Source organism: Bifidobacterium sp. LH_730, assembly GCF_056355835.1.
The window spans coordinates 55,014-78,822 of record NZ_JBKETB010000003.1; the positions used below are offsets into that span (position 1 = coordinate 55,014).

Annotated in this window: 40 protein-coding genes; 7 read left to right on the top strand and 33 right to left on the bottom strand. The window is 64.7% G+C overall.

The window, feature by feature from the left end; translation table 11 throughout:
* Positions 1–155: 155 nt before the first annotated feature.
* The 10 genes from AC1AUD_RS05215 to tnpA form a co-directional block, all read right to left on the bottom strand.
* Positions 156–455, bottom strand: a complete 300-nt coding sequence (locus tag AC1AUD_RS05215) for a hypothetical protein (RefSeq protein WP_476572753.1) — start codon at positions 453–455, stop codon at positions 156–158.
* A complete protein-coding gene (locus AC1AUD_RS05220; RefSeq protein WP_476572755.1) occupies positions 452–1,048 on the bottom strand; it encodes a hypothetical protein in 597 nt (198 codons plus the stop codon). The genes AC1AUD_RS05215 and AC1AUD_RS05220 overlap by 4 nt, the downstream gene beginning before the upstream one ends.
* A gap of 10 nt (positions 1,049–1,058) precedes the next feature.
* Positions 1,059–1,358 (bottom strand): hypothetical protein, encoded by a 300-nt coding sequence (locus AC1AUD_RS05225; protein ID WP_476572757.1) that lies wholly within the window; start codon positions 1,356–1,358, stop codon positions 1,059–1,061.
* 50 nt (positions 1,359–1,408) lie between these two features.
* Entirely contained in the window at positions 1,409–1,951 is a 543-nt protein-coding gene (locus AC1AUD_RS05230) for an ImmA/IrrE family metallo-endopeptidase (protein ID WP_476572759.1), read from the bottom strand.
* A complete protein-coding gene (locus AC1AUD_RS05235; RefSeq protein ID WP_476572761.1) occupies positions 1,948–2,757 on the bottom strand; it encodes a hypothetical protein in 810 nt (269 codons plus the stop codon). Before AC1AUD_RS05235 ends, AC1AUD_RS05230 begins: the two co-directional genes overlap by 4 nt.
* A gap of 171 nt (positions 2,758–2,928) precedes the next feature.
* The gene (locus AC1AUD_RS05240; protein WP_476572763.1) at positions 2,929–3,258 is read right to left on the bottom strand and encodes a hypothetical protein; all 330 of its coding nucleotides are present in this window, start codon (positions 3,256–3,258) and stop codon (positions 2,929–2,931) included.
* Positions 3,251–3,682 carry a PIN domain-containing protein gene (locus AC1AUD_RS05245; RefSeq protein ID WP_476572765.1) on the bottom strand — a complete coding sequence of 144 codons (432 nt, stop codon included), beginning with the start codon at positions 3,680–3,682 and terminating at the stop codon, positions 3,251–3,253. The genes AC1AUD_RS05240 and AC1AUD_RS05245 overlap by 8 nt, the downstream gene beginning before the upstream one ends.
* Complete coding sequence (locus AC1AUD_RS05250) at positions 3,679–3,915, bottom strand: DUF6364 family protein (RefSeq protein ID WP_476572767.1); 237 nt, start codon at positions 3,913–3,915, stop codon at positions 3,679–3,681. The genes AC1AUD_RS05245 and AC1AUD_RS05250 overlap by 4 nt, the downstream gene beginning before the upstream one ends.
* 74 nt (positions 3,916–3,989) lie before the next feature.
* Complete coding sequence (locus AC1AUD_RS05255; RefSeq protein WP_476572769.1) at positions 3,990–4,223, bottom strand: hypothetical protein; 234 nt, start codon at positions 4,221–4,223, stop codon at positions 3,990–3,992.
* A gap of 50 nt (positions 4,224–4,273) precedes the next feature.
* Complete coding sequence (gene tnpA, locus AC1AUD_RS05260; RefSeq protein ID WP_476572772.1) at positions 4,274–4,690, bottom strand: IS200/IS605 family transposase; 417 nt, start codon at positions 4,688–4,690, stop codon at positions 4,274–4,276.
* A gap of 41 nt (positions 4,691–4,731) precedes the next feature.
* Between tnpA and AC1AUD_RS05265 the strand changes: the two genes are divergently transcribed.
* Positions 4,732–6,177: an RNA-guided endonuclease InsQ/TnpB family protein gene (locus tag AC1AUD_RS05265; protein WP_476572776.1), complete on the top strand. Its 1,446-nt coding sequence runs from the start codon at positions 4,732–4,734 to the stop codon at positions 6,175–6,177.
* A 209-nt stretch (positions 6,178–6,386) separates the two neighbouring features.
* On the opposite strand, the gene AC1AUD_RS05270 is transcribed toward AC1AUD_RS05265, so the two are convergent.
* The 21 genes from AC1AUD_RS05270 to AC1AUD_RS05370 all read right to left on the bottom strand — a co-directional run bounded on the left by AC1AUD_RS05270 (position 6,387) and on the right by AC1AUD_RS05370 (position 19,414).
* Positions 6,387–6,908: a hypothetical protein gene (locus AC1AUD_RS05270; RefSeq protein ID WP_476572778.1), complete on the bottom strand. Its 522-nt coding sequence runs from the start codon at positions 6,906–6,908 to the stop codon at positions 6,387–6,389.
* A gap of 10 nt (positions 6,909–6,918) precedes the next feature.
* On the bottom strand, positions 6,919–7,446 hold the full coding sequence (locus AC1AUD_RS05275) for a hypothetical protein (RefSeq protein ID WP_476572780.1): 528 nt from the start codon (positions 7,444–7,446) through the stop codon (positions 6,919–6,921).
* Positions 7,439–7,951 (bottom strand): hypothetical protein, encoded by a 513-nt coding sequence (locus tag AC1AUD_RS05280; RefSeq protein WP_476572782.1) that lies wholly within the window; start codon positions 7,949–7,951, stop codon positions 7,439–7,441. Before AC1AUD_RS05280 ends, AC1AUD_RS05275 begins: the two co-directional genes overlap by 8 nt.
* Positions 7,952–8,039: 88 nt before the next feature.
* Positions 8,040–8,582, bottom strand: a complete 543-nt coding sequence (locus AC1AUD_RS05285; RefSeq protein WP_476572784.1) for a hypothetical protein — start codon at positions 8,580–8,582, stop codon at positions 8,040–8,042.
* A gap of 205 nt (positions 8,583–8,787) precedes the next feature.
* A complete protein-coding gene (locus AC1AUD_RS05290; protein WP_476572786.1) occupies positions 8,788–9,183 on the bottom strand; it encodes a hypothetical protein in 396 nt (131 codons plus the stop codon).
* A 51-nt stretch (positions 9,184–9,234) separates the two neighbouring features.
* Entirely contained in the window at positions 9,235–9,591 is a 357-nt protein-coding gene (locus AC1AUD_RS05295) for a hypothetical protein (RefSeq protein WP_476572788.1), read from the bottom strand.
* Positions 9,588–9,836: a hypothetical protein gene (locus AC1AUD_RS05300; protein ID WP_476572790.1), complete on the bottom strand. Its 249-nt coding sequence runs from the start codon at positions 9,834–9,836 to the stop codon at positions 9,588–9,590. The genes AC1AUD_RS05295 and AC1AUD_RS05300 overlap by 4 nt, the downstream gene beginning before the upstream one ends.
* A gap of 12 nt (positions 9,837–9,848) precedes the next feature.
* Complete coding sequence (locus AC1AUD_RS05305) at positions 9,849–10,067, bottom strand: hypothetical protein (RefSeq protein WP_476572792.1); 219 nt, start codon at positions 10,065–10,067, stop codon at positions 9,849–9,851.
* Positions 10,064–10,789, bottom strand: coding sequence for a hypothetical protein (locus AC1AUD_RS05310; RefSeq protein WP_476572794.1), 726 nt, complete (start codon positions 10,787–10,789; stop codon positions 10,064–10,066). The genes AC1AUD_RS05305 and AC1AUD_RS05310 overlap by 4 nt, the downstream gene beginning before the upstream one ends.
* 2 nt (positions 10,790–10,791) lie before the next feature.
* Positions 10,792–11,895 (bottom strand): hypothetical protein, encoded by a 1,104-nt coding sequence (locus AC1AUD_RS05315; RefSeq protein ID WP_476572796.1) that lies wholly within the window; start codon positions 11,893–11,895, stop codon positions 10,792–10,794.
* 13 nt (positions 11,896–11,908) lie between these two features.
* On the bottom strand, positions 11,909–12,463 hold the full coding sequence (locus AC1AUD_RS05320; protein WP_476572798.1) for a hypothetical protein: 555 nt from the start codon (positions 12,461–12,463) through the stop codon (positions 11,909–11,911).
* Positions 12,460–12,636, bottom strand: coding sequence for a hypothetical protein (locus AC1AUD_RS05325; RefSeq protein WP_476572800.1), 177 nt, complete (start codon positions 12,634–12,636; stop codon positions 12,460–12,462). Before AC1AUD_RS05325 ends, AC1AUD_RS05320 begins: the two co-directional genes overlap by 4 nt.
* Entirely contained in the window at positions 12,633–12,806 is a 174-nt protein-coding gene (locus tag AC1AUD_RS05330) for a hypothetical protein (protein WP_476572802.1), read from the bottom strand. The genes AC1AUD_RS05325 and AC1AUD_RS05330 overlap by 4 nt, the downstream gene beginning before the upstream one ends.
* 37 nt (positions 12,807–12,843) lie before the next feature.
* Positions 12,844–13,125 carry a hypothetical protein gene (locus tag AC1AUD_RS05335; RefSeq protein ID WP_476572804.1) on the bottom strand — a complete coding sequence of 94 codons (282 nt, stop codon included), beginning with the start codon at positions 13,123–13,125 and terminating at the stop codon, positions 12,844–12,846.
* 14 nt (positions 13,126–13,139) lie between these two features.
* On the bottom strand, positions 13,140–13,649 hold the full coding sequence (locus AC1AUD_RS05340) for a hypothetical protein (RefSeq protein ID WP_476572806.1): 510 nt from the start codon (positions 13,647–13,649) through the stop codon (positions 13,140–13,142).
* Positions 13,650–13,768: 119 nt separating this feature from the next.
* Positions 13,769–14,353, bottom strand: coding sequence for a hypothetical protein (locus tag AC1AUD_RS05345; RefSeq protein ID WP_476572808.1), 585 nt, complete (start codon positions 14,351–14,353; stop codon positions 13,769–13,771).
* Between the two features lie 51 nt (positions 14,354–14,404).
* Complete coding sequence (locus AC1AUD_RS05350; RefSeq protein WP_476572810.1) at positions 14,405–15,322, bottom strand: hypothetical protein; 918 nt, start codon at positions 15,320–15,322, stop codon at positions 14,405–14,407.
* Positions 15,319–16,758 carry a Hint domain-containing protein gene (locus tag AC1AUD_RS05355; protein ID WP_476572812.1) on the bottom strand — a complete coding sequence of 480 codons (1,440 nt, stop codon included), beginning with the start codon at positions 16,756–16,758 and terminating at the stop codon, positions 15,319–15,321. Before AC1AUD_RS05355 ends, AC1AUD_RS05350 begins: the two co-directional genes overlap by 4 nt.
* Before the next feature lie 44 nt (positions 16,759–16,802).
* Complete coding sequence (locus tag AC1AUD_RS05360; RefSeq protein ID WP_476572814.1) at positions 16,803–17,714, bottom strand: zeta toxin family protein; 912 nt, start codon at positions 17,712–17,714, stop codon at positions 16,803–16,805.
* Positions 17,695–17,949, bottom strand: a complete 255-nt coding sequence (locus tag AC1AUD_RS05365) for a hypothetical protein (protein WP_476572816.1) — start codon at positions 17,947–17,949, stop codon at positions 17,695–17,697. The genes AC1AUD_RS05360 and AC1AUD_RS05365 overlap by 20 nt, the downstream gene beginning before the upstream one ends.
* A 64-nt stretch (positions 17,950–18,013) precedes the next feature.
* Positions 18,014–19,414 (bottom strand): ATP-dependent DNA helicase, encoded by a 1,401-nt coding sequence (locus tag AC1AUD_RS05370; protein WP_476572818.1) that lies wholly within the window; start codon positions 19,412–19,414, stop codon positions 18,014–18,016.
* Positions 19,415–19,460: 46 nt separating this feature from the next.
* Between AC1AUD_RS05370 and AC1AUD_RS05375 the strand changes: the two genes are divergently transcribed.
* The 5 genes from AC1AUD_RS05375 to AC1AUD_RS05395 all read left to right on the top strand — a co-directional run bounded on the left by AC1AUD_RS05375 (position 19,461) and on the right by AC1AUD_RS05395 (position 22,041).
* Positions 19,461–20,018, top strand: coding sequence for an exonuclease domain-containing protein (locus AC1AUD_RS05375; RefSeq protein ID WP_476572820.1), 558 nt, complete (start codon positions 19,461–19,463; stop codon positions 20,016–20,018).
* Positions 20,006–20,269 (top strand): hypothetical protein, encoded by a 264-nt coding sequence (locus tag AC1AUD_RS05380; protein WP_476572822.1) that lies wholly within the window; start codon positions 20,006–20,008, stop codon positions 20,267–20,269. Before AC1AUD_RS05375 ends, AC1AUD_RS05380 begins: the two co-directional genes overlap by 13 nt.
* Positions 20,247–20,540 (top strand): hypothetical protein, encoded by a 294-nt coding sequence (locus AC1AUD_RS05385; protein WP_476572824.1) that lies wholly within the window; start codon positions 20,247–20,249, stop codon positions 20,538–20,540. Before AC1AUD_RS05380 ends, AC1AUD_RS05385 begins: the two co-directional genes overlap by 23 nt.
* An 89-nt stretch (positions 20,541–20,629) precedes the next feature.
* On the top strand, positions 20,630–20,791 hold the full coding sequence (locus AC1AUD_RS05390) for a hypothetical protein (protein ID WP_476572826.1): 162 nt from the start codon (positions 20,630–20,632) through the stop codon (positions 20,789–20,791).
* A gap of 26 nt (positions 20,792–20,817) precedes the next feature.
* Positions 20,818–22,041, top strand: a complete 1,224-nt coding sequence (locus AC1AUD_RS05395; RefSeq protein WP_476572828.1) for a DUF2142 domain-containing protein — start codon at positions 20,818–20,820, stop codon at positions 22,039–22,041.
* 56 nt (positions 22,042–22,097) lie between these two features.
* Here the strand turns inward: AC1AUD_RS05395 and AC1AUD_RS05400 are convergent, their stop codons facing one another.
* Positions 22,098–22,646 carry a hypothetical protein gene (locus AC1AUD_RS05400; RefSeq protein ID WP_476572829.1) on the bottom strand — a complete coding sequence of 183 codons (549 nt, stop codon included), beginning with the start codon at positions 22,644–22,646 and terminating at the stop codon, positions 22,098–22,100.
* An 18-nt stretch (positions 22,647–22,664) separates the two neighbouring features.
* Positions 22,665–23,372, bottom strand: a complete 708-nt coding sequence (locus AC1AUD_RS05405) for a DNA cytosine methyltransferase (protein WP_476572831.1) — start codon at positions 23,370–23,372, stop codon at positions 22,665–22,667.
* 44 nt (positions 23,373–23,416) lie between these two features.
* Between AC1AUD_RS05405 and AC1AUD_RS05410 the strand changes: the two genes are divergently transcribed.
* A complete protein-coding gene (locus tag AC1AUD_RS05410; RefSeq protein WP_476572833.1) occupies positions 23,417–23,806 on the top strand; it encodes a hypothetical protein in 390 nt (129 codons plus the stop codon).
* Positions 23,807–23,809 lie beyond the last annotated feature (3 nt).

The window sequence follows — 23,809 nt, forward strand, 5'->3', positions numbered from 1 at the left end:
CTTTCCTGACCGCACCTATCTGGAAAAGACTTGAGGCCATCGGGCGGAGTGAGATGGGCGCGGGGATAAAAAGACGGGCCGCGAGCTTAAGCCCGTGGCCCATGAAACGTCGAGGCGAACCCCAACGTTTCTACGTTATGGCGATCATTCTAGCATCATGCGGTTCCGTGTTCGATACGTTCCCTCTGCCGGAGCGTCTTCGCGACCACAATCCTCTCCAGATCCTCATCCGTGATGCCATGCATGAGCTGCAGCAAATGGATGCAGATCAGCGTGTCCGCCATCTCCTCCACCAGGTTAGCCTTCGCGCCGGGTTTGCCGCGCAGCATCTTGCTGACCGCCTGGATCAGCTCCGCGGGCTCCTCCATGCACACGATCGACTGCTTGGTGACGCCAAGGGTTTCGACGCTTTTCCTCCACGTCTCCTTGACGAGTTTGCGCTCCTCCGCGTTCACTCCGCGCTCCCCTCATTCTCGGACACCATGTCCCGGAGTCGTTCGGCCGGGCTTGGCATGTCCTTGTCCTCCTCGATTCGCTTCTCCAGATAGTCGAGCACGCCCATGCGCCTACGGTATTCGTCATACGCCTTGGCAAACGTGCGGCGTCGTTCGTGGCCCGTTAGCCTGTTCGTAAGCACGTCCATGTCGCTGCCGTTGAGGATGCCCATCGAGTAGGCGCACGAGACCGTGAGAATCGAATCGCATGAGCAGTCCACGGACCACCGGCCCGACTCGCCGTAGGAGCGCAGTTCGACGGGCTCGCCGCAACGCGTGCAGACGCGGGCATGGTGGACGATCACATCGAAATCGTTCTTCAATTCGCTGAGTTTCAGCTCGGCGCTCAGACGCGGTGCTTGCAACGGATGCGTGATGCGCGCCCGCCAATGCCACATCCACGGGCATCCAGTGAGCTCGTGCGAATACGTGACGACGCCTACGCCCTTGGGGTCGTCGTCGAAATCAATCCTCTCCAGTCTGGCGTCGAACATGCCGCCGCACACCGGGCACTGTATCGTCAACTGGCCCAAGTCCAGCAATGGCTTGCCCATGCTCTTCCTCCTATTCCTCGGACTCCTCGAGATCGCCCCATTCTTGGATGGCGGTCTCGCTGGCGTTGAGCAGGCGTTCGAACGTGCGGACCATGCTCCGCTTCGTCTCGTCCACCCGGTCCAACGGCACATGGTGGATGCTGCGCGCCAGGGTCGGCAGGAACAAGCGTTGATGCTGGAGCCATTCGGGCAAGTCGACGAGCACGGTCACACTCGCCTCCCCGTCCTCACGGCGGACGCAGATATACGCCACGCCCAAACCGCCGCCCTCCAACGCCCACTCGTCGTGCTCGAACTGCGGGTCCGCCATGATGATCTCCCTCCAAGAAAAAGTTTCGTTCGATACTCGTATGCGTCCCATCATGCCTGTATACGACGGCCGGAGGGATGGGTGACCGTGGGAATGTGTCTCGGAGGTTTTCCTAGGCATTCGAGGCGTTCACGCACGACTGCCGTCGGGACTCCGAACGTGGCGGCCATCTCGGTCATGCTCCGCCGTTGTTTCCGCATTCGGGTGAACTCGCGTTCCGGCATGAGCAGGGCGTATGCGAATTCGTCGGCGTAATACTCGTGGAGGTCACGGTTGGAGAGCCGCCGGCATGCGAAGGAGAAGTCATCGTCGTCCGCCACCACGATGCGCTCGATGTAGTGGCCCAGCTCATGGGCGAGCATGAAACGGCGCCGGTCGGCCGACAGGCCGGCGTGCACGTAGGCGCGCGCATCCCACATCAGGTTCGGCTCGCCGATGACCATGCCCATGATGTCGTCAGGCAGCGTGGCGCGGTAGGGTTTCACACCTAGGTTCCGGCACATGCCGGCGACCTTGACGGGCAGCAGGCCGTCCCAATGGTTGTCCAGGACCTCCTGGGCGAGCAGACGAGCATCCTCCCACGCCAAGGTCACTGCTTCTCCTCCGGCTTGCATTCGCGTTGCCAGTCGCCTGCCTCGAACGCCTCCTGCGCCAACTGGGGACTGGGGAACCCGTGTTCGAGTCTTTTCTTGCAGTGGGGACAGGCGGCGGTCCACCGGTAATCGGGAGTGCGCTGGAGCCTGCCCTTGTGCCCGCACTCGGGGCACATCATGGTGGTGTCGAAGCCCTCCTTTTTGGCTTTTTCTATCTGGACGAGCATGTCCGCTTGCGTGATCCATTCCGGGTTGATGCCGGGGAACCGGCTGACTTTCCCGGCGCCGTATTCGCGCATGAGTCGCATCATGCCATGCTGGATGTGTTTCCTGGAGAAGGTGGCCAGGATCTCCCGTCCGTCCATCTCGACGGTGAAGAACGTCTCCTTCAAAAACTCGCCCTTCTTGAACGCCTCCTCCGCCTCGCCGATCGTGTCACGTGGATAGAGGAGGCATGCGGGGCAACGGCTGTTGGAGCAGGAGCAGCCGATCATTCGGAACATGCCCTCGCCTGCCAACGGGTCTCCGTTGATGGTGGCGAACGAGCCGGACGGCAGGCAGGCCATGGTGGAGAACGCGGCCCCGTGGCCCGACCTGCACAATGGGCATGGGCAATGCCCGCGGGCCAGCTTCCGTTCGATCCTGCGCGCCTCACGTTCTAGCGAACGCTCCGCATCGATGGGTCCATAGATTTGGTTCAGCAATTCCAACGGAAGGCCCGTGAGCTCGCGGGCCTTCTCGACCGTCAGCCACGGGTTCTCGCGGAACAGTCTGGCGGCGCGGGCCGGCGCGCTCTCACCTCGCATGGGAATCCCGTTCTCCGGCGAGCGCATTGCTGTGGTTGAAGCCCATGTCTGTTCCTTCCCGGTCGTCCGTATGGTTGGTGCGCGACGTTTATGCGTCGTGGCCGCGTCGGGAACCATCATGCGCTCCGCGTGGGCTTATGGTGTGGCCGACCGTGGGGCGCGTCGCAAGGCCTATCGGACCGTGGGCTCGTCGCCTTTCCCTTGTGTACAGCTGGCGAAGATGAGGACGAGGCCGCCGATGAGGGCCGCCACAGCGAGGACCGCGGCCAGACTCCACAATAGGAACGCTCCAAGGGAGAGCACGAATATCACGCCGAACGTCAGCAATACGAGGCCCACGTTCCGCGGATCCCGCATGTCAGCGACCAAGGTGATGAACCCAAGTCCCTCGTCCCGGAACATCCAGCAGCCGACGGCCAGACCGACGCCAATAAGGACGAGCAGAACACCGATGATAAGCAGGGCGATGGGTTCGCGGGACGGGGCATTCCCATCATTCATCGTCTGTTTTTCCGGTCGCTTGGAGTGCGGCGAGGAATTCCGCGGGCGTGAGGGCCTTCACTGGCGATGCGGCGAAGTCCGTGACGTTGTTGGTGACGATCGCATCCGCCTGTTCTCGTTGCGCGATCGCAGCGACGAAGGAGTCCTCGGGGTCCTTGAAGTCCAATGCCAGTCCCTTGAGGATGGTGGTCTCGTCCAATGCGGCGACGTGGGCAACGCTCAGGCAGTTCGAGAACGCGGTCAATGCAGTCTGCCTATCGCATTGTTTTTCGACTATGTAGAGGATGGTGCTCGCCGAATGCGCGGGCATCAGCAGCTCGCATCCCCGTTGGGATAGGTCGAGGATCCTCGCAGACGCGTGGCATAGGGGTTCGCGTCGGAGGATGACGTCGAGGAAGACGTTGGTGTCGACGACCAGCCTCATAGGTATTTCTCCTCCAGGTGCCGGCGGTAGTCGTCCTCATGCGCACCCTCGGCCACGCCCATGAGTGCCGTGACGGCCGGGGAATGGGAGCCGGGGATGGTGGCGTCCTCGAGGCCCTGCAGAAAGCCTCCGACGAGGCTGGACAGGCTACGGCCGGTGCGGTCCGAGTACTGCCTGCCGGCCTCAATGGCATCAGATCGGACACTGAGGGTCAGTTTCCTAGTGGCGTTCACTGCAACCTCCTTGGATACGTATATAAACAATTTCATTATACGTATCATGCTGTGGGCGCGCCACACTCCCGCGCCTAAAGCAATCCCGCGAACGACACCTCAGCGGGAATCAGCTCCCGGCCACGCGGATCGGGTCTGCGGTTCGCGCTTCGCCGGGCGCACTCGTTGATGAGCGCATCGAGATAAGCATCGTGCTCCTCGTCGGAGAGCTCGCTGGCCGTCTTCCCGATGTCCGCCAGCCATTGCATGGCGAACCGTTTGAGGGATTCAGTGTCGTCGCCCTTGGCCACTGCGGGCTTGTCCGCCATCCGGTAAGCCGTGGGGACGCCGGCCTTTAGGCCGGTGGGGAAACGGCATTCTATGCTGGCCTGTTCTGCTTCCGTATGTAGGTTTTGAGGGTAGCGAGTGGCGCTCCGCCGCTTGTTCCGGCGTAGTAGCTTCCCGACCAAAGGCGTTGCGTCTTCCAGTAGTGTTCGGCGAGTTCGGGGTGGTCGCGGCGCATGATGCGGCTGGAGACTCCCTTGAGGCTGTTGACGAGCCTGCTGATCTGGACGGTGGGTGGGAACGAGACGAGCAGGTGCACGTGGTCGCTCTCCCCGTTGAATTCGTCGAGACGGCATCCGAAGTCGGCGCACACGTCCTGGAAGATTCGCTCCAGGTGGGTCAGGTGGGTGTCGTCGAACACGTGGTGCCGGTATTTGGTAACGAAGACCAAATGCACGTGCATGTCGAAGACGCAGTGTCTTCCCTTGCGAATCTCGTTGCCGTCGGACATGCAACCAATTATAATCGAAGATGGCCGGGGAAGGAGGAACGGTGAGCCAGAGAACACGGATCGAGAGCGTGCACGTCGAAGGCATGCCGTTCCTCGGATATGACAAATGGGGCGGCCCCGTGCATTCGGACGACCCGGACAGGGTGATGCGGTGGCTGTGCCACGGGTGGCGCCACCGGTTCAACGAACTGCGCTCCCGGCGCATGCGGTACGCCGACCCTGACCATATGCTGTTGGAGCCCATCGGCGAGGACGTGGACGCGAGGAGGACCAGCGAATGCCGGGAGGACCACCCGTGGACCGCATGCGTTCCCGACACCATCCTCGACTCCACCCTCAAGGAGGAGCGCACCGAATGGAACGCGGCCATCAAACGCCGCCAGACCTTGCGCGAGAAAGGCACGGATCCCGGCGCGATGCCCGGGTTCAAGCGCAAGGGCCGGGATTTGACGTTCGTGTGCTGGCATCGCAAGGGCAGGAACGCCAGGTTCCGCAAACTCAACCGGAAGCACGGCGAGGTCACGATCACCGGGCAGATCCCACCGAAACACCGTCTTCCCGGAGAGCCCGCGAGATTCCGCATCGTCATCCGCGTGCGCCTGTCCCAGCCGATACGCGACTACACGAGCGTCAGGGTCAACTGGACCAAACGGGAGCTTGTGTTCACCAACCAACCCCTGCCCATCGAACGCGGGAGGACGGGAGCGTGCGTCGGCCTGGACGGCGGCGCCGTGCACGAGCTCGCCGACAGCGACGGCGGATTCCACGACCTACCCATCGGAAAGCTAAAGCGCATCGACAGACGGGTGCGCAACCTTCAGCGCCAACAGGCGAAACGGCGTGGGAAGGCCGGTCTGCCGAATGCGAAGGACTACTTCGAACACGGCGCATCCAACCGGTACCTGAAGACCGAACGGAAAATCAAGGACCTGCAGGCCCGTGCGGCGCGCATCACCATCGACTCCCAGCACAAGACCACCACGAGCCTCGTCAAAGACAACGACATCATCGTCGTCGAAGCCCTCCAGGTCGGAAACATGACCCGCAAGGCCAGGCCGAAACCGGACCCATTGCATCCGGGACAGTACCTGCCGAACGGGGCCAAGGCCAAGCGCGGCCTCAACAGGGTCATGCGACGGGCCAGCCTCGGACGCCTCTACGACATGCTCGAATACAAGACCAGGCTCGCAAGAGTCGCCTACATCACCGTCAATCCCGCGTACACCAGCCAGACGTGCTGCCGGTGCGGCAGCGTGCGGAAGGAGAACCGCGAGAACCAAGCGGTCTTCCACTGCAAACGCTGCGGTCACCGGGCGAACGCAGATGTGAACGCGGCGATCAACATCCTCAACCGAGGATTGGAAACGCAAACGGCCGGGACACGTGCCGGCGTGGAGGAGCATAGGATCCCGGACGAGACGACACGTCCCGCCCGGGACAGCTCCCGTGAAACGCGAACCAACAGGCCACGGGGAAACACCCCGTGACGCTGGAATCCTCCGCCTTCAGGCGGAGGAGGATGTCAAGTCGTTCCAGTATCGGCTCGCGCGCTCCATATACCCGTTCGGGTTGCCACTGGACTCGAAGCGGAACAAATGCCATAGCCACATGCCCGTGCTGAACGGGTAGCGGTGCAATAACTCCAGACTGGGGAACGGGGCATCGTAATCGTTGGGGAGTTTCCTGCTGAGACCGGTCATCTCTGCGCTCCCATCGCGGCCTCGAGCATGAGCCTTGCCGTGGCCGTGAAATTCCACTGCACGTCGGTCTCCTCGTCGTAGCCCAGCAAGTCACCGGGCTCGTGTCTGACATGCACGCGCGGATCATCCCGGACCGGCTTCACGTCGCACTGACGGGCGAGCGCACGGGCTGCGCGCTCCACCATTTCGTCCGTTATGGAAATGGATGGCTTGCTCCCATCACGGTAGGGGTTGTCCGCCAGCAGTCCGTCCAATGGCGGCATCACTGCGGGCCATTCGTGCGCCACGCTCCGGTATGCGCGCCCGCAGCCTTCTTCCCACGCCTTGGCGCGCAGCATGCGTATGCGCTCCGAAGCCTCGTCAAATAGGTCGTGGACCGTGGCCCCGTCCTCCGTGTGGGCGGCCTGCCATTCGGCGCCAGCGAGGAATCCTTCGCGGCGGGCCTGGTCGTGCGGGTCTGTGGTGTCTGCGGGCGGCCAGCGTCGTCCCGCCTCCTCCAATGCGGTGCGATGAACCATGATGGCCCTACTATTCCTCTGGCCGTCCGGGTATCGAATATGCTTTGACTGGCTTCAGGATTTTGCCTTTGTCGGTCTGGAGCTGGACCTTGTCGTCGAGCAGTGTAAGGGTGCCGTGCACAAGCTCCTCGCCGCCATCCGACCCACTGGCCCAAAGGGCCTTGTATTCGCCTTCCGGTGGAAGGGGTGATGCAGACCAGCTCACGACGCCCCGCATCGGATCGTCCTTCCCGTACCGTAGGTCCTCGATGCCGTAGCTGGCTTCCACCACCTGGTTGAAGCCGCGGGCACCCTCGGGCGGCGTGCCGAGGACCCATCCGAAGAAGACTCCTCCGACCATGAGCGCCAATCCGAGAACGACGGCTTCGAGGATCCGTCTGTCTGCCGGATGCAGCGAACCGTCCTCGTCCGAGCGCAACAGGAACATGGATGCGAAGAGCGAGCATGCGAAGACCATAATGCCGGCAAGGACCACGTATGGGGTGAACGGGGCCGGCACGCGTGCGGATGCATCCGCATATGATTCGAGGTCAAGCATTCTTGCCCTCCTTGGGTACCGAGTATCGTTCGACCGGCTTCAGGATCTTGCCTGCGTCGGTCGTCAATTGCACCTTGTCGTCGAGCACTGTGAGCGAGCCATGCATGATCCGACTGTCCCCGCCGTCGCCGTTCACCCACATGGCCTTGTACACGCCGTCCTTGGGGAACGAGTCCAGTTCCGAATCGGGTCTCCCGACCGTGGGATCATCCCTGTCGTAGCTCAGACCGGTGATCCCGTAGGCCTTCTCGATGACTTCCGTGACGGGCCTGGGGTCCATGCGGGGCGGCGTCAGCATGTTGCCGACGGTCAGGGAGACGGCGAAAACGATCGATCCGGCAAGACCGACGCCGATGCTGATCCATTTCGCACGCCGGGTCAACGAAATGTCGAACATGATGACGCCCGCGATGATACCGAGCACACCGACGAGGACGAGCAGGACCAGGGGCCATGGCATCAGCTGCCGGTCGATGTCTGCGACGTATTGCGTGAGGTCAAGCATCAAGCGCCTTGCCTTCCCATCCGAAACATTCTTCCCAATGTTCGGAAAGAGGCCCGTCCGGCGGCGAGGCCGACCGGAGGGTGTTCCGTCAGGCCCATGGGAAAGGCTTTCTCACGGGCCTCATATCCGGGTCCCGCAGCCATTCCTCGCTGTAACCGAGCAGACGGAACAAGTCCGTGTCTTCCATGTCGCCCTGCATCCCGGGGTTGGCCCACAGGATACGTTGGCTAGGCCCGCACGGGGCCATGGCCCACACCGCCTGCTCCTCGTGCCGGCTGACCACCCAGTCGCCGGCGAGGACGAGCATCGGGGTGTGGCGCAGATCGTCCGCCCAGAAGGTGGCCGGCTCCTTGGCGCTCAGGTACAGGTGCGGCGTCCACGGGGCATCGCCGCGCGGACCCATGTCGGTGACGATGAACCGCGTGCCGTCACGGTCCTCGGGCAGGCAGACGAGCAAGCCGTCCGACGTGGAGAACGAGGGCAGCATGCCGTTGCGATGCCAGTCGAGCGTGAACAGGAAATCCTTGTCCATGCTCGGCATGGGTTCGCCGTTCCCGTCGAGGACACGGCGCCAGCGCCGGTCCAACACAAGCCCGTCGGCGAGTTCAATCTGATGGTTGTCGTCGTTCATCGGTTTCCTCCAAACCTTGTGCGGAAAGAACATCCGGATGCATGCGTCCGTGCCGTCTCCGGCAGCGAATCACGCCAATCCGGGAACGGAACCATGGGATGGCATGCATGGTCGAAGCGTCCGAGCTTCGACCATGGCGCGGCCGCCTTCAGGAAACGATCGCGTTCGCGGCTGGCCAATGTCCTGAAGTATCCGTTGATGTCATTCATTGGTTTTTCTCCTTCCCTCCGTCGAGCCTGTCGATGGTCTCCGCCCAATCCGATGGCGTGAGCAGTCGGACGACGAGCCAAAGGATTCCGGCAGCGAGCAGCAGCATTGCGGCGGGGATGAGGGGCCATGTCGTGTGCGGCAGGCGGAGCAGGATGAGTCCCACGCCGACAGCGATGAGGGCCACGGCGATGGCGGTCAGCCAGTCGCGTGCGAGGATGAGCCCCAGGATGCGCCGGGCATTCCTATCGTTGGTGTTGGCGAGCCGTTCTCGGGTCACGATCGCATGCAGGCCCATGCCCAGTCCGATTCCTGCCATGAGGATGGTCATGGCGCCGAGCGTGAACATGCCCGCGCCGGTGTCGCGCAGCATCCCGTATATGAGGTCCTTCACCTGACTTGGCTCCCTTCGCGTCGGCTCACGTTTATCAACGTAGGGGATGCGTCAGGAACCGTGGCCCGTGTGCGCGGGCCACGGCCGTTCGTCCAGGATCTCCCTGTCCGTGGCGCCAAGTCCTGTGAGCAGTCCTGTCAGCCACGCCCTGGCCTCTGCCACGGGGTCGGTGGAATCGGCGGAGACAGGATGTTGGAACGTCCTCTCCATGGTGTGCAGTTCGAGATGCACATGCCCGTATCCGATCCATGTCGGATCGCAGGTGACGACGTACTCGAAGCCCTTCGAGTCGGTAAGGACGACGACCGTGCCGGTGCGGGTTCCGCCGCCGAGCAATGGCCACGCGGCCTTGTCGAGGATGTCCTTGCGGATGGTCTCCTTGATCTCCTGCTTCTCGTATTGGTTCACCGTTTGCCTCCGAGCGTTTGTTCGAGGACGACGCGCGCGATGGTCCTGTTGTCCGCCAGTTCGAGGAGGCCGGAGGCGATCCACTTCTCCGCCTCGTCGATCATCTGTTCGGTGATTTCGACGGGCTGTTGCCGCTGCCATGCGACTCCCTCGCGGAACCCGCTCACGGCGATGTCCTGCAGCAACGGGTCCGTGTAGGCGAACCTTTCCTCGGCCGCCCTGTCGATGACGTCATCGTTTTCCATGATGGTCCTCCTTCATTCGATTCGCGTGGCGTCGTCCGGCCTTGCGCACGCGGGGCAATAGGTCCTGCCGCGTTGCACGCCCTTGACGCCGACCCGCCACCCCTTGTGCCTGCAGGCCCATTCGACGGCCTGCTCCGGATTGTCGATGTCATCGGGGATGTCCAGGGTCATGCCGCAGTGGAACGCGTCGCATTCGATGAACATGCGGATCACGGTCTCGGTCCGTATCATGCTTCGCCTCCCAACGCGGCCTCGAGCATGACCCGGGCCTCGTGTATGAACACGTCGCGGATGTTCCCCGGATTGTCATCCCACTGGCAGCGGGCGAACCCGTCCGCTTCGGGGCCGGTGGTGCGGGTCTTGAGGAGCGCGAATGCCGCGCGCTCCACCATCGGTTCGGTGATCGCGTCAGCGGGCTTGTCGGAGGTGTCCTCGACTTGTCCTTGATCGTCCTCGAACGTCCACCGGGGGCCTTCGATGATCCCGACGATGGCTCTCGCCAGCTTTCGCAACGTCTGTATCTCCGCCAGCCCGCTGCCGCCGCGTTTGATCGTCTGTTCCCAGATATAGTTGCGGCCCGCGGTGTCGAGGAGTTCGTCGGGACTGTCGGCCTTGCGCCGCCACCATAGGATGCGGGCCAACCGCTCGGTCATCTCCGGATCGGGACCCGCCCCGGAGTCTTCGATCATCCGCTCGTTGATCCACTTCCTGTACTCGGAGTGGTCGGCCTGCCATCCGTCGATGAAGTCGAGGATGTCGCGCGCCTGCCGACGCAGGCTTTGCACGCCGATCCGGTTGAACGCGCCGCCGTTGGTTTTCTCCGCCCACGCCTTGTCGCGTGCCTCCGTGTCGTTCTCTTCGCCGGGCTCGTGTGGCTCGCGGCTCCACCACAAATGCTTGGCAAGGTCCTCCGTGAGCTGGTCTCGCATCGGGTTCGGCTGTGGCTCGTGCATGGTCACTCGTTCCTCCCGTTCTGTTCCCGCTTGTCGTTGAGCGTGATCAGCAAGTCGACGGTGCGGCCCGGGTAATACCAGGAGTCGCGGCGAGCTTCGACGGTCGCGTCGGGGAACCGTTTGCGCAGCGCCTCCACGGCCTCGTCGACATCCACGCCGGCCAGGTAGGGGCTTGCGAGGATCGTGCGCCGTCCGTCGCCGCTTTCGAACAGGCTGGTGTGGTCGAGGATGCGCGGCCAGTTGACGTCCGGGTCGATGCGGTTCAGCTCGTTCGTTTTCTCACGTCCGGCGCCCGGGCTGACGGCGAGCCACCCGTATTCGTGGGCCATCTCTTTGAGCCTACGTTGGTCGGAGTGCCTCTGATCCCAGCCGTGGACCTGTTCGAAGCCCTCCGGCAGGGGCAGCAGGTCGTCGAACGTGCGGTGGACGGACACGAGGCGGGGCCAGCCCGTGTCGAGGTTGCGGGCGACCGCCCTCAACCCATGGCATGCCGTATGCCAGTACCCGTGCTCGTCGGGCATCCACGGGGACAGGGCGTGGGATCGGGGCTCGGGGTCGTCGAACAGCCACGGCGCAAGCAGATCATAGGCTCGCTCCCGCTGCCCGTCGGAGAGTTTTTCCGCGCGGGCCAGCAGACGGAGCAGCGTGTTGTCGGCGATGACCAGTTCGTCCCGGCGCCGGCCGATGACCGTGGCCGCGAAGTCGAGCCACTGGTCCTCGGACATGTCCATGTCGCGGAACTCGGCCAGCCCGTCATAGGGGTCGCCCACGTGGTAGCGCACGACCCATTTGTGGTCGGGGTGGCGGACGAGCCATTCGTCGAACGACATGCCCTGCTCCGAAGCATCCTCCACGGGGACACGGGCCAGGAAACCGTCGGGGATGGTTTCGCCGAGCACGCCCTCGTCGCGCAGCATGCGGATCCAATTGACGGAGGGATCCCATTCGGCGAGCCGTTCGACTGCCCTGTCTGCGGAGGACGAGAGCAGGGCGATGCCCTCCGTGTTCTCCTTGACAGTGTCCTCCTCCGTGCGGTCGTCCCAATTGGCTTCGCAGTCGAGGCATCCGTCTGCGCGGGTTGCGCGGACAATCAGTTTGACGGTCATGCTCTTGTTCCTTTCAATGGTTTTCCATCCGACCATAGGGGTGCGTCAATCTTGCTCCGGTCATCATTTCGACTCGTTTCTCCGCCCATTCGGGCAGGGCCTTGATCAGGCTGGCCGTGAGGCGGATGCGCTCCTCCGTGCCTATCCCGTGTTCGTGTCGTCCGCCGTTCTCGTCGGTCACGAAGATCGTGTTGTCGTCGAAATCGAACTTGTTCGCGGGTTCCGGCTCCCAACGTTGGGTCTCCGCCTGCGTGAGCCTGCGTTCGAGTTCCTCGTAGTGCCGGCGCTCCTCGTCTTCGCAAAGCGGATAGTCCTTGATGGTTTCGCGCATCGCGTCGCGGATCTGTCCGGCGGTGTAGGGGCCGTGGAAATGGTCGGCGAGCCGTTGGACGTCGATGTGGCGGTACGGGGTGCTTGAGTCGGTCATCGCCCAGAACCTCGCGTCCTCGTGGCTGAGCATGTCCATGGCGACGATGAGATGCTCCGGCACTCTTTCGTCCTTGAATCCTTCGAAGCCGCCGAACCATGTCGCGCCGTATGGCAGTCTTGCCCCCATGATGCCGTTCACTGGTCGACTCCTTTACGCATATCAGACATGGCTGCTTCATACCCTGCAATGTATGCGTCCTCGATGTCGGCGGAATCGTAATCCTCGTACTCGTAACCGCTGAGCGAACGGACATAGTCGTTCGCCGCGTAGACCACCATCAACGATGGCTTGCCATCCGTTTCCATGCTCACGCCTCCTCGACCATCTCGCCCACACGACGCTTCGCCCATGCGGGCATGGCTTTGAGCAGGTTGGCGGCGAGGTGGATGCGGTCGTTCATGCTCATTTCGTATTCCCATTCGTTCCCCTGGGGGTCGCGGATATTGAGCGTGGTTTCGGTGGGGATGAACCAATAGGACATGATGCTTGTTCCTTTCGTTTTTCGAGCTTAGGTTGATTCACTCGCCCCGTGGGGCATGGAAGCGGGGCTCCTGTGCGAGGATCCATTCGGCGATCCATGCGGGCGTGCGACGGTACGCGTCCACGGGGCTGCCGTTTGATTTGATGGCTCGCAGCGTGCCGTTGTGGAAGATGAGCTTGACGTAGCGTCCCTCGATGAAGGCGCGCACGCGCACATGTCCCTCGTCGTCGTCGGATACGGTCCGCCAGTCGTGCGGCTGGCCGAGCGCATGGTCGATGCGTTTGATCTTCGTTCGTATGCTCGAAGGCAATCCATCCATGACCGTTTCCCCTTTCAGTCCTCGACGCCCAGTCGGAACAGGGCTGCCGTGTGCGTGAGGGCGGCGAGCGAGCATGAGTCGTCAAGCATCAAGGCTTTGCGCGCATGACGGTCGGTGGCATCCACGTCGTGGCGCATCATCTCGATCCAACCCATCATCGCGGGCGCCTGCACACACGACTCGTCCGCCGACAGCACGTCCGACAGCAGGGCGAACAACCGGTCCACGCGCGGCAGGTCCGGGAACCCCTTGTCCCACACGGCCGACAGCGCGTAATGGACGGCCTGCGAGTCCACCCGGTCCGACGAGCCGACGGCGAGACGATCCAGCAGGGCGCGGTCCGCGGACGGCTCGCACACCGCCAGCAGAAGCGCGTCACGCAAACCCAAATGTTCCCCGTCCAGCAGACGCGCCAAGCCGGCCGACAGCAGGCCGGACGATTCGGTCTCGCCGTCCAACACCTTGAGCGAGTCGGCGAGCGCGGACTCGACGGTGAACATCGGGGCGAGGGTTGCGGTGGCCATGATGGGGACTCCTGTCTTGGATCGGGGTTTCCTTGTCGCCTCTTGCATGCGTCCCCGAAAAACAATGGCGGGCATCCGTCTTCCATTGGCCGGATGCCCGCCGTCGTGCGCGGGGATCGTCACTTCAATAGGTTCGAGCCTCTGAGCGCGATCCCGGCGAGGCTGTTATGCGGGTCGAGCCTGAGGGCGCGTTCGGCGTGCCGCTTCGCATCCTCCTTGTCCCTGCGCATCCAGTGGAGCCAGGCGGCGGCCGCCTCCCCGTTCGCGCTGCCGCCCTCCATGTCGTTGACCTTGTCGAGGAGGGCGAGCATGCGGCGCGGCCTGCCGCCGGACACCCCGTGCTCGTGGGCGGACATGATCGACTCGTGCTGTTCGTACTTGTCGTCGTCGGTCGGCTCGCCTTGGGCGATCCTCTCCAGCATGCCGCGGTCCGCATACGGGGCGCATGCGGACAGGAGAAGCGCGTCGCGCATGCCATTGCCTTCCGCCAGGCGGGAGGCGAGTCGGGCGGCGGTTTCGTCCGACGGCTCCGTGGTTCCGTCGAGCACGTCCAGCATGTCGACCAGGTCACGGCGGACGTCGTCCGCCGTGGGCGGGGCGGGCAGGTCGCTGGTGATGCCGTGACCCGAGCCTCCGCTCGCGTATTGGCCTCCGGTGGGGATGCCCTGGGGTTCGTGCAGTCGTCCGTTTTTGTCCATGACCATGGCCGGTTCCTTTCCTTCCGTGTCCGGACGTCCCCTATGCGACGGATGCCGTCAGGCCAGCGTCCTGCGCACTGCGAGCGCCCATTGGATGGCGGCGGCCGCCTGTTGGGGCACGACCCCGTTGCCGAGCGCGCGCAACTGGAGGTTCCGATGGTTCAGGTCCACGTGCTCCCATGCCCTGGGGTCGGTGACCGTGCCCGGGTCGAGGCCCATCATCCATTCGACGAACATGGGGCTCAGGCAGGTGAGGTTCGGTTTGCGCTTCACGCCGCGCAGCCAGAAACGGAGGATGCGCTCCGACGGCAGGCTCGTGGCGGGGATGACCAGGTCGCCCGATCCATTGTCCCCGGGCACCCGCCCCCATAGGGTTTCGTCGATCCGGTCCCCCTCGGTCCATCCGGGCACGTGTTCCCTCAGCCAGTCGTTGCGGAAGTTCTCCGCGGACAGCCGGCGCAGCGCCTTCAACAGGCTGCCTGACGCCTGCGTGGGGCAGGGGGAGGGCCGGTCGAGCGCCTGCTCCCACCGGTGGATGGCGGGCCCATAGTCGCCCCACGCGTCCGCGAGACCAGTTTTCTCCGTCACGTCCTGGAGGGTGACGGCGTGGCCCGACGCCTTCTTGCGGTCCGGGTCGACGGCCCCGCCCTTCCCGCCGTCCCGGCTGACCGGGGTGGGCAGGTAATGCTCGACGGCGACGGGCAGGCAGCTGTCCGTGTGTTGCTGGTTCGCGCCCTTGCCGTCCCGGCTCGTGGGCGTGGGCAATAGTCGATGCTCTTTCATACGGGTTTTCTTCTCCTTCTGCCGTTGGTCGCGGCGCGCCTCCTCCGATTCGTCCATCCTGCCCGGCAGGGGCAGGACGAGCACCCTGGTGGCGAGGAACGTGCTTTCGGCGACGCTCCGTCCCGAGCACATGGGGCCTTGTTCGAACAGGCCGTCGGACGCCTGGGGGGTGGGCAGCAGGACGGTGGTCACAATGCCTCCAATGCGGATGGAATCCCATGGGCCTTCCCGTCGGCCATGACGCCCTGTTTCGGCCAGCCGTCCATGAACACGCTGGGTTCTCCGAACAGGTCCGGGTCGGGCAGCGTCCACACGTCCAGATTCTCGTCCCATACGGCCCACGGCGGGCTCTTCGGGCATATGGGCGGCAATGCGGCCAACCCGTTCAACGTCGGATCGTCGGATTCCCTTCCCACAGTCTTCGGGTCGCGCGGCCATGCGGTCACGAACACGCGCTGCCGGTGGTGGGGCGCGCCCACCTGCGAGGCCTCCACGATCCGCCACACGGCGTCGTATCCGAGGTTCGCGAGGTCGCCGAGCACGCGGCCGAGGGCGCGGATGGTCGGCTGGGCGAGCAGGCCGTCGAGCCTCGCGCCGCCGGATTTCAATCCTGTGGGAGTGTCCTCGTAGACGCGTAGTCCGCACCTGTCGCATGTCAGGCCGCTGGCGTCGATGTCCTGCTTCGCCGCCCATTCCAGGTATTTGTCGTCCACGCGGGTCGCCTCGTCGGTCGGGGGCTCGAACCCGGGCATGGCTTCGAACATGGGTTGGTCGCATGCGCACAACCCCGCCTGTTCCAGAATCTTCGCACGTTGGTCGGCGCGCTCCACGTCCATGCGGCTGGACGCCCTCGCGGTCAGACTGCCGGCCACATTCTCCCATATGGCGAGCGCGGGCCGTTTCACGGCGATCAGGTCACGCTGGTATGACCATAGGCCGCTCCTCGTGCCCTCGCGCATGCCGGCGCGAAGGCCGGCCAAGCTCATGCTCTGGCAGTTGTGGACGGCTATCCCGCATGCTGTGTACGAGTTGTCTTCGGCGACCTCGAGGTTGTGGACCCGGACGTTCGACCGGCCGGGGAGTATGTCGAGCACCGGCTCCCAATGGGGGACGTCTTCCATGACGAGCCACTTCCGGCCCCTCATGGCGATGGCTTCGACCCATTCGCCTGAGTCGACGGCCCGCCGTCTGGTCTTGGCGGAGTAGAACGGATGGTTCGGGGTGCATTCGATGGGCGGGGCGCCCTCCCCTTTGAGAATGATCGTGTCCGCGATCCGGCTGCCGGTCTTGAGCACGGGCTCCCAACGGCCCAGGTGGGTGAGCACCAGATCGCCCACCTGGACTTGTTCGATGGGTTTGAATCCGTCTCCGGTGAGCACGGGCGTGCCCGTGGGGAAGCAGGGGCTTCCGCCTTCGACCACGTCCACGTCGGGCAGGCCGTCGGGGTCGACCTGGGTGATGTCTCCGATGTTGGGTGCCTGCGACTCGTGATGGGCGAGGAGGGCGCATGGCCCGGGTTCGATGTCCGAGACGAACATGGTCCGCGTGTTTCCGCCCAACGCGCGCGCGACGCCCTGGGTGAGGCCGCCGTATCCGGAGAACAGGCTTCCGATGAGAATGGGTTCCATGCCCGCCCGTATGCGTCAACGGCAGGCATGGAACCATCATTAACTCAATGCGGGGCTTTGCCGGGATTCCACGCCCAATGCCCGGCCACGGGGTATCCGTTGCGCACATGGTCGCTCACCCAATGCCGATCAGCGTTCCCCGGGATGCTGGTGATGGAAAGGTTCCGCATGGTCCTCTCCGATTCTTCGTCGGCGGGTATCGCCGAACCGAGGAACCGTCGCATGATGCCTTCGGCGACGTGGATGTACTCGCGCTCCCGCTCGGTCAGAGGACGTTCGAATTCGTTTCTCCACGAGGAGAGGAACCCACTGGCATCCGGCCCCTCGTACAGGAGCCTTCCGTTTCTGGACATGGTGCAGAATCCGTCGAAGAGTCCCGCGGCCGCGATGTCCGACAGAGTGCCCGAAAGGTTCGCGGCAATCATGTCATGGTCGAGGGGAGCCACCCACCTGCCTCTCCCCTGGGCCGCCTCCAAGGCGTATCTTCTGACGATCGCGGCACGGGACACGGAGGGCGGCGTGGCGATGACGACGAGGACCGTGCCGCGGCCAGCCCCATGGGCCTGCCGGGCATAGGACAGGGCTCGTTCGGAATGCTTGAACGCGGTCTCCACCAGAATCGAATATCCCCGGAGGTTGGCTTCCGTCACGGCCTTGTCTCGCCAGAAGGAGGCGGCGTGGGCCGTCGCCGACGACATCCTCTGGGGATTATCGCGCATGAGCCGGAGATAATCCGGGTGGAATTGTCGCAGCGCATCCGCGTCCAACACCGTCACCTGTCCGTCGGAGAACGTCTCGTCAAGGAAATTGGTCCGGCTGGCGGTCTTGCCCGCGCCCGGTTGCGCGCCGAGAACGATGGTCCGCGGATGTTCCTCGGGCCGCGCCTTGTCGAAGACACGGTCCTTGATGTCCCGCGACCATATGCGTTCCAGTTCGTCAGTGTGTATTCTCGGCATCCTTGATGCGCCTGTCCCATTCTAGAATCCATGAGATGACCCGGGACCGGTCCCCTGGCTTGGTCGAGCGTCGGACCTGTTCGACCCGCTTCCACTCCATGTCGGCCTCCGGGGTGCGTCTGGCGAACAGCACCGCCTGCCAGTGCGTGCAAGTGTCCGAGAAGACGTCATACAATTCCGTATCCTCGGCAGCCTCGAGCAGGCTCCTCATCGCGTCGTTTTCGCCCGCATCCATGGCATCCTCCTTCTCCCACCTTGGTCCACGCTCCTTTACAAATCATATGCGTCCCTCCCCGGGGCTAGTCGAAGAGGCTTTCCTGCAATGCGGGCTGCGGGAACCCGTTTTGCATGCGTTGGTGGAAGCCGAGGGCCCAGGGGTCGGCGCGCACGTCCATGCGGGTCAGGGGGCGGCTGAGGGTGAGTCCCTGGAGGCTGGTGGCTCGGCTCAACGCGACGTAGGCCTGTCCGTCGGCGAACAGGGGCCTGTCGGGCAGTTCGAGGTGGAGCCGGTTGAAGGTCTTGCCCTGGCTTTTGTGGATGGTGATGGCCCAGCCGGGGGTCAGGGGCAGCTGCGTGTAGGAGCCGACGGTGGTGGTGACGAGCTTTTTGACCTTCTTTTCCTTCTCCTCGTCCCACTGTTCCTCGACCTTGCTGCGGGTCACCTCCCACGTGTGTTCGGTGACGAGCACGACCGGCCCGACCCCGTCCTCCTCCTCGGGGTCGATGAGCACGAGGGGCTTGCCGTCCTCGAAGCCGAGGAGGGTGCCCATGCTGCCGTTGGCCCACATGCCTTCCTTGTCGTTGCTCAACAGCATGACGCGCATGCCTTCCTTCAGTTCCAGGTGTTCGGGGGCGGGGCGCAGGCTTTTGTCCCATTCGCCTTTCGACGTGGCGTGGAAGCGCATGGCGGGCGCGTGGATCGAGTCGAGCATCATCCGGTTGATGTCGTCGGCCCGCCGGTTCGTGGCCGCCAGGACCATCGCATGGTCCCGGTCCCAGTCGCGGCTCACATGCCGGGCGAGCAATCCCAGGGTCGTTTCCCCCGCCCTCCCCCATCGGATCTCGTCCAACGCCTTGAGGAACACGGGGTCGGTCTGCCTGTGGTTCGCATCCAGTTCCACGCCCTTGAATCCGACCGTCGCCCGCCCTTTGAGGATCGGGTCGAACGCGTGCGCGTGGAAAAACCATGGGCCGGGCCACATGTCGTGGAAGGCGGGCGCGTCCTGCCGGGTGACGACCGGGGGCAGTTGGGCCACGTCCCCGCACAGGACGAGCTTCAGCCCGCCGAATGGGTCGTCGCTTCTGCGCGCGGCCTTCAAATACGCGTCGAGGCAGTCCATGAGGTCGGCGCGCACCATGCTCGCCTCGTCGACGACGAGCGCGTCGAGGATGGAGGCGGCTCCCTCCCTGCCCCACCTGCGCCCGTTCTCCCGCGCCCTGTCCATCTGGTCGCCGGGCTTCAAATGCATGAACTTGTGCAGGGTGACGCCGTTGACGTTCAGGGCGGCGATGCCGGTGGGGGCGACGGTGAGCACGTTCAATCGGCGGCCGTCCCTGCGCGCCGTGTCCAGCCAGTGTTTGATGAGGGTGCTTTTGCCGCTTCCCGCCCTCCCGTTGAGGAAGGTTATCTGGCGGGGCGCCTGGATGGCCTTCAACGCCTCCCGGGCCTTCTCGTCGAGGATGAAATCTTGTCCTGTCATGCCGGTGGGCATGCGTCGCCCCTCGGGTGGACGCATATCCACCGGCATGGGAAACGATTCGAATGAGACGGTCCTCCTGTGGGTGGACGTGGAGACCACGGGCCTCGACCCGCAATGCGACCAACTGTTGGAGGTGGGCATGCGCGCCACCGGCGGGGACCTCAAGGACCTCGTGCCCCCGTTCCACACGGCCATCCGGTGGACCGGGGAGCCGGACGCGTTCATCCAACGCATGCACGGGCCGAACGGACTGCTCGCCGAATGCGCCCACCCGTCGACGCCGACGCTCCGGGAGGCGGCCGTGGAGGCCGGCTCCTGGATGCACATGCTCGAAGACGGGTTTCCCGACGCGCGCATCCTGCCGGCGGGCAGCACGGTCCGCTTCGACCGCGGGTTCCTCGACCGGTGGATGCCCGGACTGTTGGGGCATGCGGACCATCGGAGCCTCGACGTGAGCGCCCTCGACGAGGCTGCTCGCATGTGGAGCCCACGGTTGTGGGAGGCGCGTCCCGCGAAGACCACGGACCACCGGTGCATGCATTGCCTCGAGGACAGCCTCAGGCTCGCCTCCCATTACAGGGGGATGGTCTCGTGCGGAGAGTGAAGGCCTGGTTCAAGTCCGCGCGCGGCAAGACGATATGGGGGCGATTGCTCGGCCTCGCCCTGTTCCTGCTCGCATGCCCGTGGCTGACGGTCCTGTGGCGGCTCATGCTGTACGGGGACGCGCTCAGCCAGATGACGGTCATCATGCTCACGGGCGTGGGGCTCATCCTGTGGAATCTGCGGAACGCGTTGAGACAACATCCCAGGGAGAGAAAGAAGGAGGGGAAGCGTGTCGAAGACGGGGAACGATAGCCTGGACGCGCTCGTCGACGAGGCCGCCAGGTTCGTGCGCGAGCACGCGAGCGAGCATCAGTCGTGGGAACTGTCCACCCTGCACCCGGTGTGCATGACCGTCATCTACCAGAAGTGGGCGCTGGCGCACGATCGGCCGGTCCTCGACGTGATGGAGGCTCCCATGGCTTTGATGAAGGTCATCGAGGACTCCAGGCATGGGCACGAGGTGTTCGACCGGACCAGGGACGGTTCGATAATCGCCTACGGGTTGAGACGGGACCGGCGGTGAACCGGCACGGCAGGAAAGGCATGCCGCGAAGCGTGCCCGGATGGGCGTGGCCCACGCTCCTTGGCATCATGTGCGCATACACGGGGACCATGCTGTTCCTCGCAAGCCTGTTCGACCACACACAGGGCGTGATGATGACCCTGACGCTGCTCATCCTGGGACTGGTGGCGGCGCCCATCCCCCTCGCCCGGTATTCGATCCTGGACCGGCAGACCAGGAGGCCGCGCCGCGCGAGGGGGCGCGCCGAGTGAGGACGCGACTCCATGTCCTCCCGCCCGTGCTCGCGTTCCTTCTCGCGGCGCTCCTCCAGGGGCTCGTGTTCATCGGCTCGTTCGGCCCCCTGTCCATGCCTGACCCGGACATGCACGCATCCAGCGCCTGGTCGCTCGCATCCGGCCAGTCGTTCACCAGGGTCGAGACCGGCGTGGATGCGGCGGGCAACCCGCACAAACGGCAGACGCTCCGCCTGCCCTCCTGGATGGACGACCACGAGATCATGGAGAACGGCACCGTGTCCAGCCTATTGGCGGACGGACCCCATGACCGGAGCGGCAAATACGCGGACCAGTGGAAGACGTTGAGCCGGCACGCGCGCCTGGAGCCGATGTCGGCGCGCTCCACCCAATACTCGCCCCTCGCCTACCTGCCGCAGGCCACGGGCATCAAACTCGGCATGCTCACGGGCGCGGACGACTGGACGTGCCTGACCCTGGGGCGCGTGGCGAACCTGACCGCCTACCTGCTTCTGGCCGGCATCGCGATCCTCATCCTGCCGTGCGCACGCTGGCCCATGGTCCTGCTGGCCGCAAGCCCCGTGGGCATGTTCCTTGCGAGCAGCCTGTCGGCGGACGCGCCCACCCTGGGCATATGCATGCTGTTCGCCTGTCTGACCGGGCGCGCGTGCGCGCGGGGGAAGGCGTCATGGGCATTGACAGGGGGGATGGCCTTCTGCCTCCTGTTGCTGCCAAGCCTGAAGGTCGCGTACCTGCCGCTCGCATTCCTGCCGTTAGCGGCGCCCAAGGGGTCGTTCCGCCGGCCGCAATGGCTGCTGTCCGCCGGATCGGGGCTTGTCGGCTGCCTGTCGCAGGGCGTGTGGATGCTTGGCTGGCAGGACACGCTCATCCGCGACCATGCGAGCAAAGGCTCGAACCTGGCGGGCATGCTCGCCCACCCCGTGCACGCGCTCATATCGAACCTCGGCAACATGGTCCAGATCATGCTGACGGTCCCGTTCTCGGGCGTGATGATGCCGGTCACGCTCGCCGTGCTGCTTCTGCTCGCCCACGCCGTGGGCAATGGAATCCCGGTCCGGACCGTCATATGGACCGGCGTGCCCATCCTCGCGAGCCTGACGCTCGTCCTGCTCGTCCTCCAACTGACCTGGACCCTGCATGCGGGCCAGGTGGAGCCCGTCCCAGGCTTCCAGGAACGCTACCTGCTGCCACTCGCGTGCGCGCTCGCCGTGCCCGCGTGCACGGTCCGGAGGGATACGGTGGGTTGACGAAAGGCAGGGGGCGGGCTCCGAAGAGTCCGCCCCCTGTTCGAAACGGCCTGGGATTATTCCTTGCCGTCGAACGATCGTTCCCATTCGGGTGTGCGCCGCCACCATGGCGTGTAGTCGACGTCCACTCCCCCGTCCCCGGGCGTCCCGTGGACCGTGATCTCGCCGCCCACGCCGTCGGGCAGGCGGCATTCCCGTCCCTCGTGTCCATGGGCCAGCGTGATCGCCTCCGCCAGGCCGGGCACTGGCATGGGAGCCTCTTCCCTGGGATGGGGCGTCGTGAGGATGCGTTCCGCGTGGTCGGTGGGCGCGGCCAGGCCGGTCAGGGCGATGGCCCGGTGTTCCAACGCGCATTGGCGGGCCGTGTCGGCGAGGCTTTCCGCGGCGAGCAGGAGCGCGAGCGGCATGTCGTGCGCGTCGCCCGTCGGGCACAGGCCTTCCGCCGCGGATTCGACGAGGCGGGACACGTGCTCGCCCATCGCCTCCGAGACGATGTACCGGGTGAGCGTCACGTCCTCCGGGTCCGACCAGTCGACCGGCCGGACCGCATCGTCCTGTCTGGGGAGCGGGCGCGCCCACGGGTCGTCGTCGAATCGGTCTTCCATGTTTTCGGTCCTTTCGTTTTAGAACAACGTGTTGACGACGGCTATGCGTCGCGAATCCAGGAGCAGTGGCGGCCGCCCGTCGGGCAATGGGTCGCACAGGCCCGCTATCCGCTCGCACAACGCCCCGGGGATGCGCGACCTGTCCCTGTGTCCGTTCAACCCCTGTGTGCCGGTCCTGGAGCCGCGGGGCGCCGCCTCGTGGCAGGGGTCGCCGTTATGGCAGCATGGGAGCCCGTGCCGGAGGAGCCATGGATGGTTGGTCCAGATGTCGGTGGGTTTGCGCCGCGTGTCGCCCCACTGGCAGTAGGTGGTGGTCACATGGGGCAGGCCCTGGAGGAATCGGGCGCGGCGCATGCCGCCCATCGGGTTCTCGACGAACCAGTAGCAGGGGTGCAGGCCTCGCATCAGCTGGATGACGTGCGCGTCGATCCGGTCGCAGTCGGCCGCGTATCCGGTCTTCGGCAACAATAGGCCGGTCGCGGGGTCGAGGCGCCTGTGGTGGCCGATGGCGGCGACGCTGAACGTGGTGCAGTCGGGGGACGCCCAGATCACGTCCGGATATCGCCCGTCGCACAGGTCGAGGACGTCCCGGATCGTGAGCGTGCCGATGTCGGCGTGCAGGTCGACCTGGAACACGGGATCCCAGTCGACGGTCCTGGTCTCGTAACCATGGTTTGCGAAGGCCCGGCTCATCGAATGGTGGCCGGCGAACAGTTCGAGCATCATGGGCTTCATGCCCATCGCCCATGCGTCCGGTTAGACTCGAACCCATGGCCTGCACCGTTCACCTGTCGTTCCCAGACGAGGACACCCGTGACAGGTGGCTGGCGCGCCTGCGCAAGGCAAGGCTCGACCGGGACGTCACGGTCCTCGTCGAGGAGCGGGAGCCGTCGGGGAAGATGAACGGTCCCCGGCTCGCCGCATGGCTGCGCGCCAACCCCGGCTGGCACACCATCCACTCCAGCCCCACCAGAAACGCCGCATGGAAGGCCGCGTGGAAGATCAGGAGCGGCACGAGGCGCGGCTTCGAAGGCAAACTGTTCGACGCGCGCATCCTCAAACAAGGCGACACGTGGCTCATGCAGGCCCGGTGGACGGACGGACGACGCGCGCCCAGGCCGACAGTCGACGCCACGGAATCGCAGGACACGCTGTTCTAGACG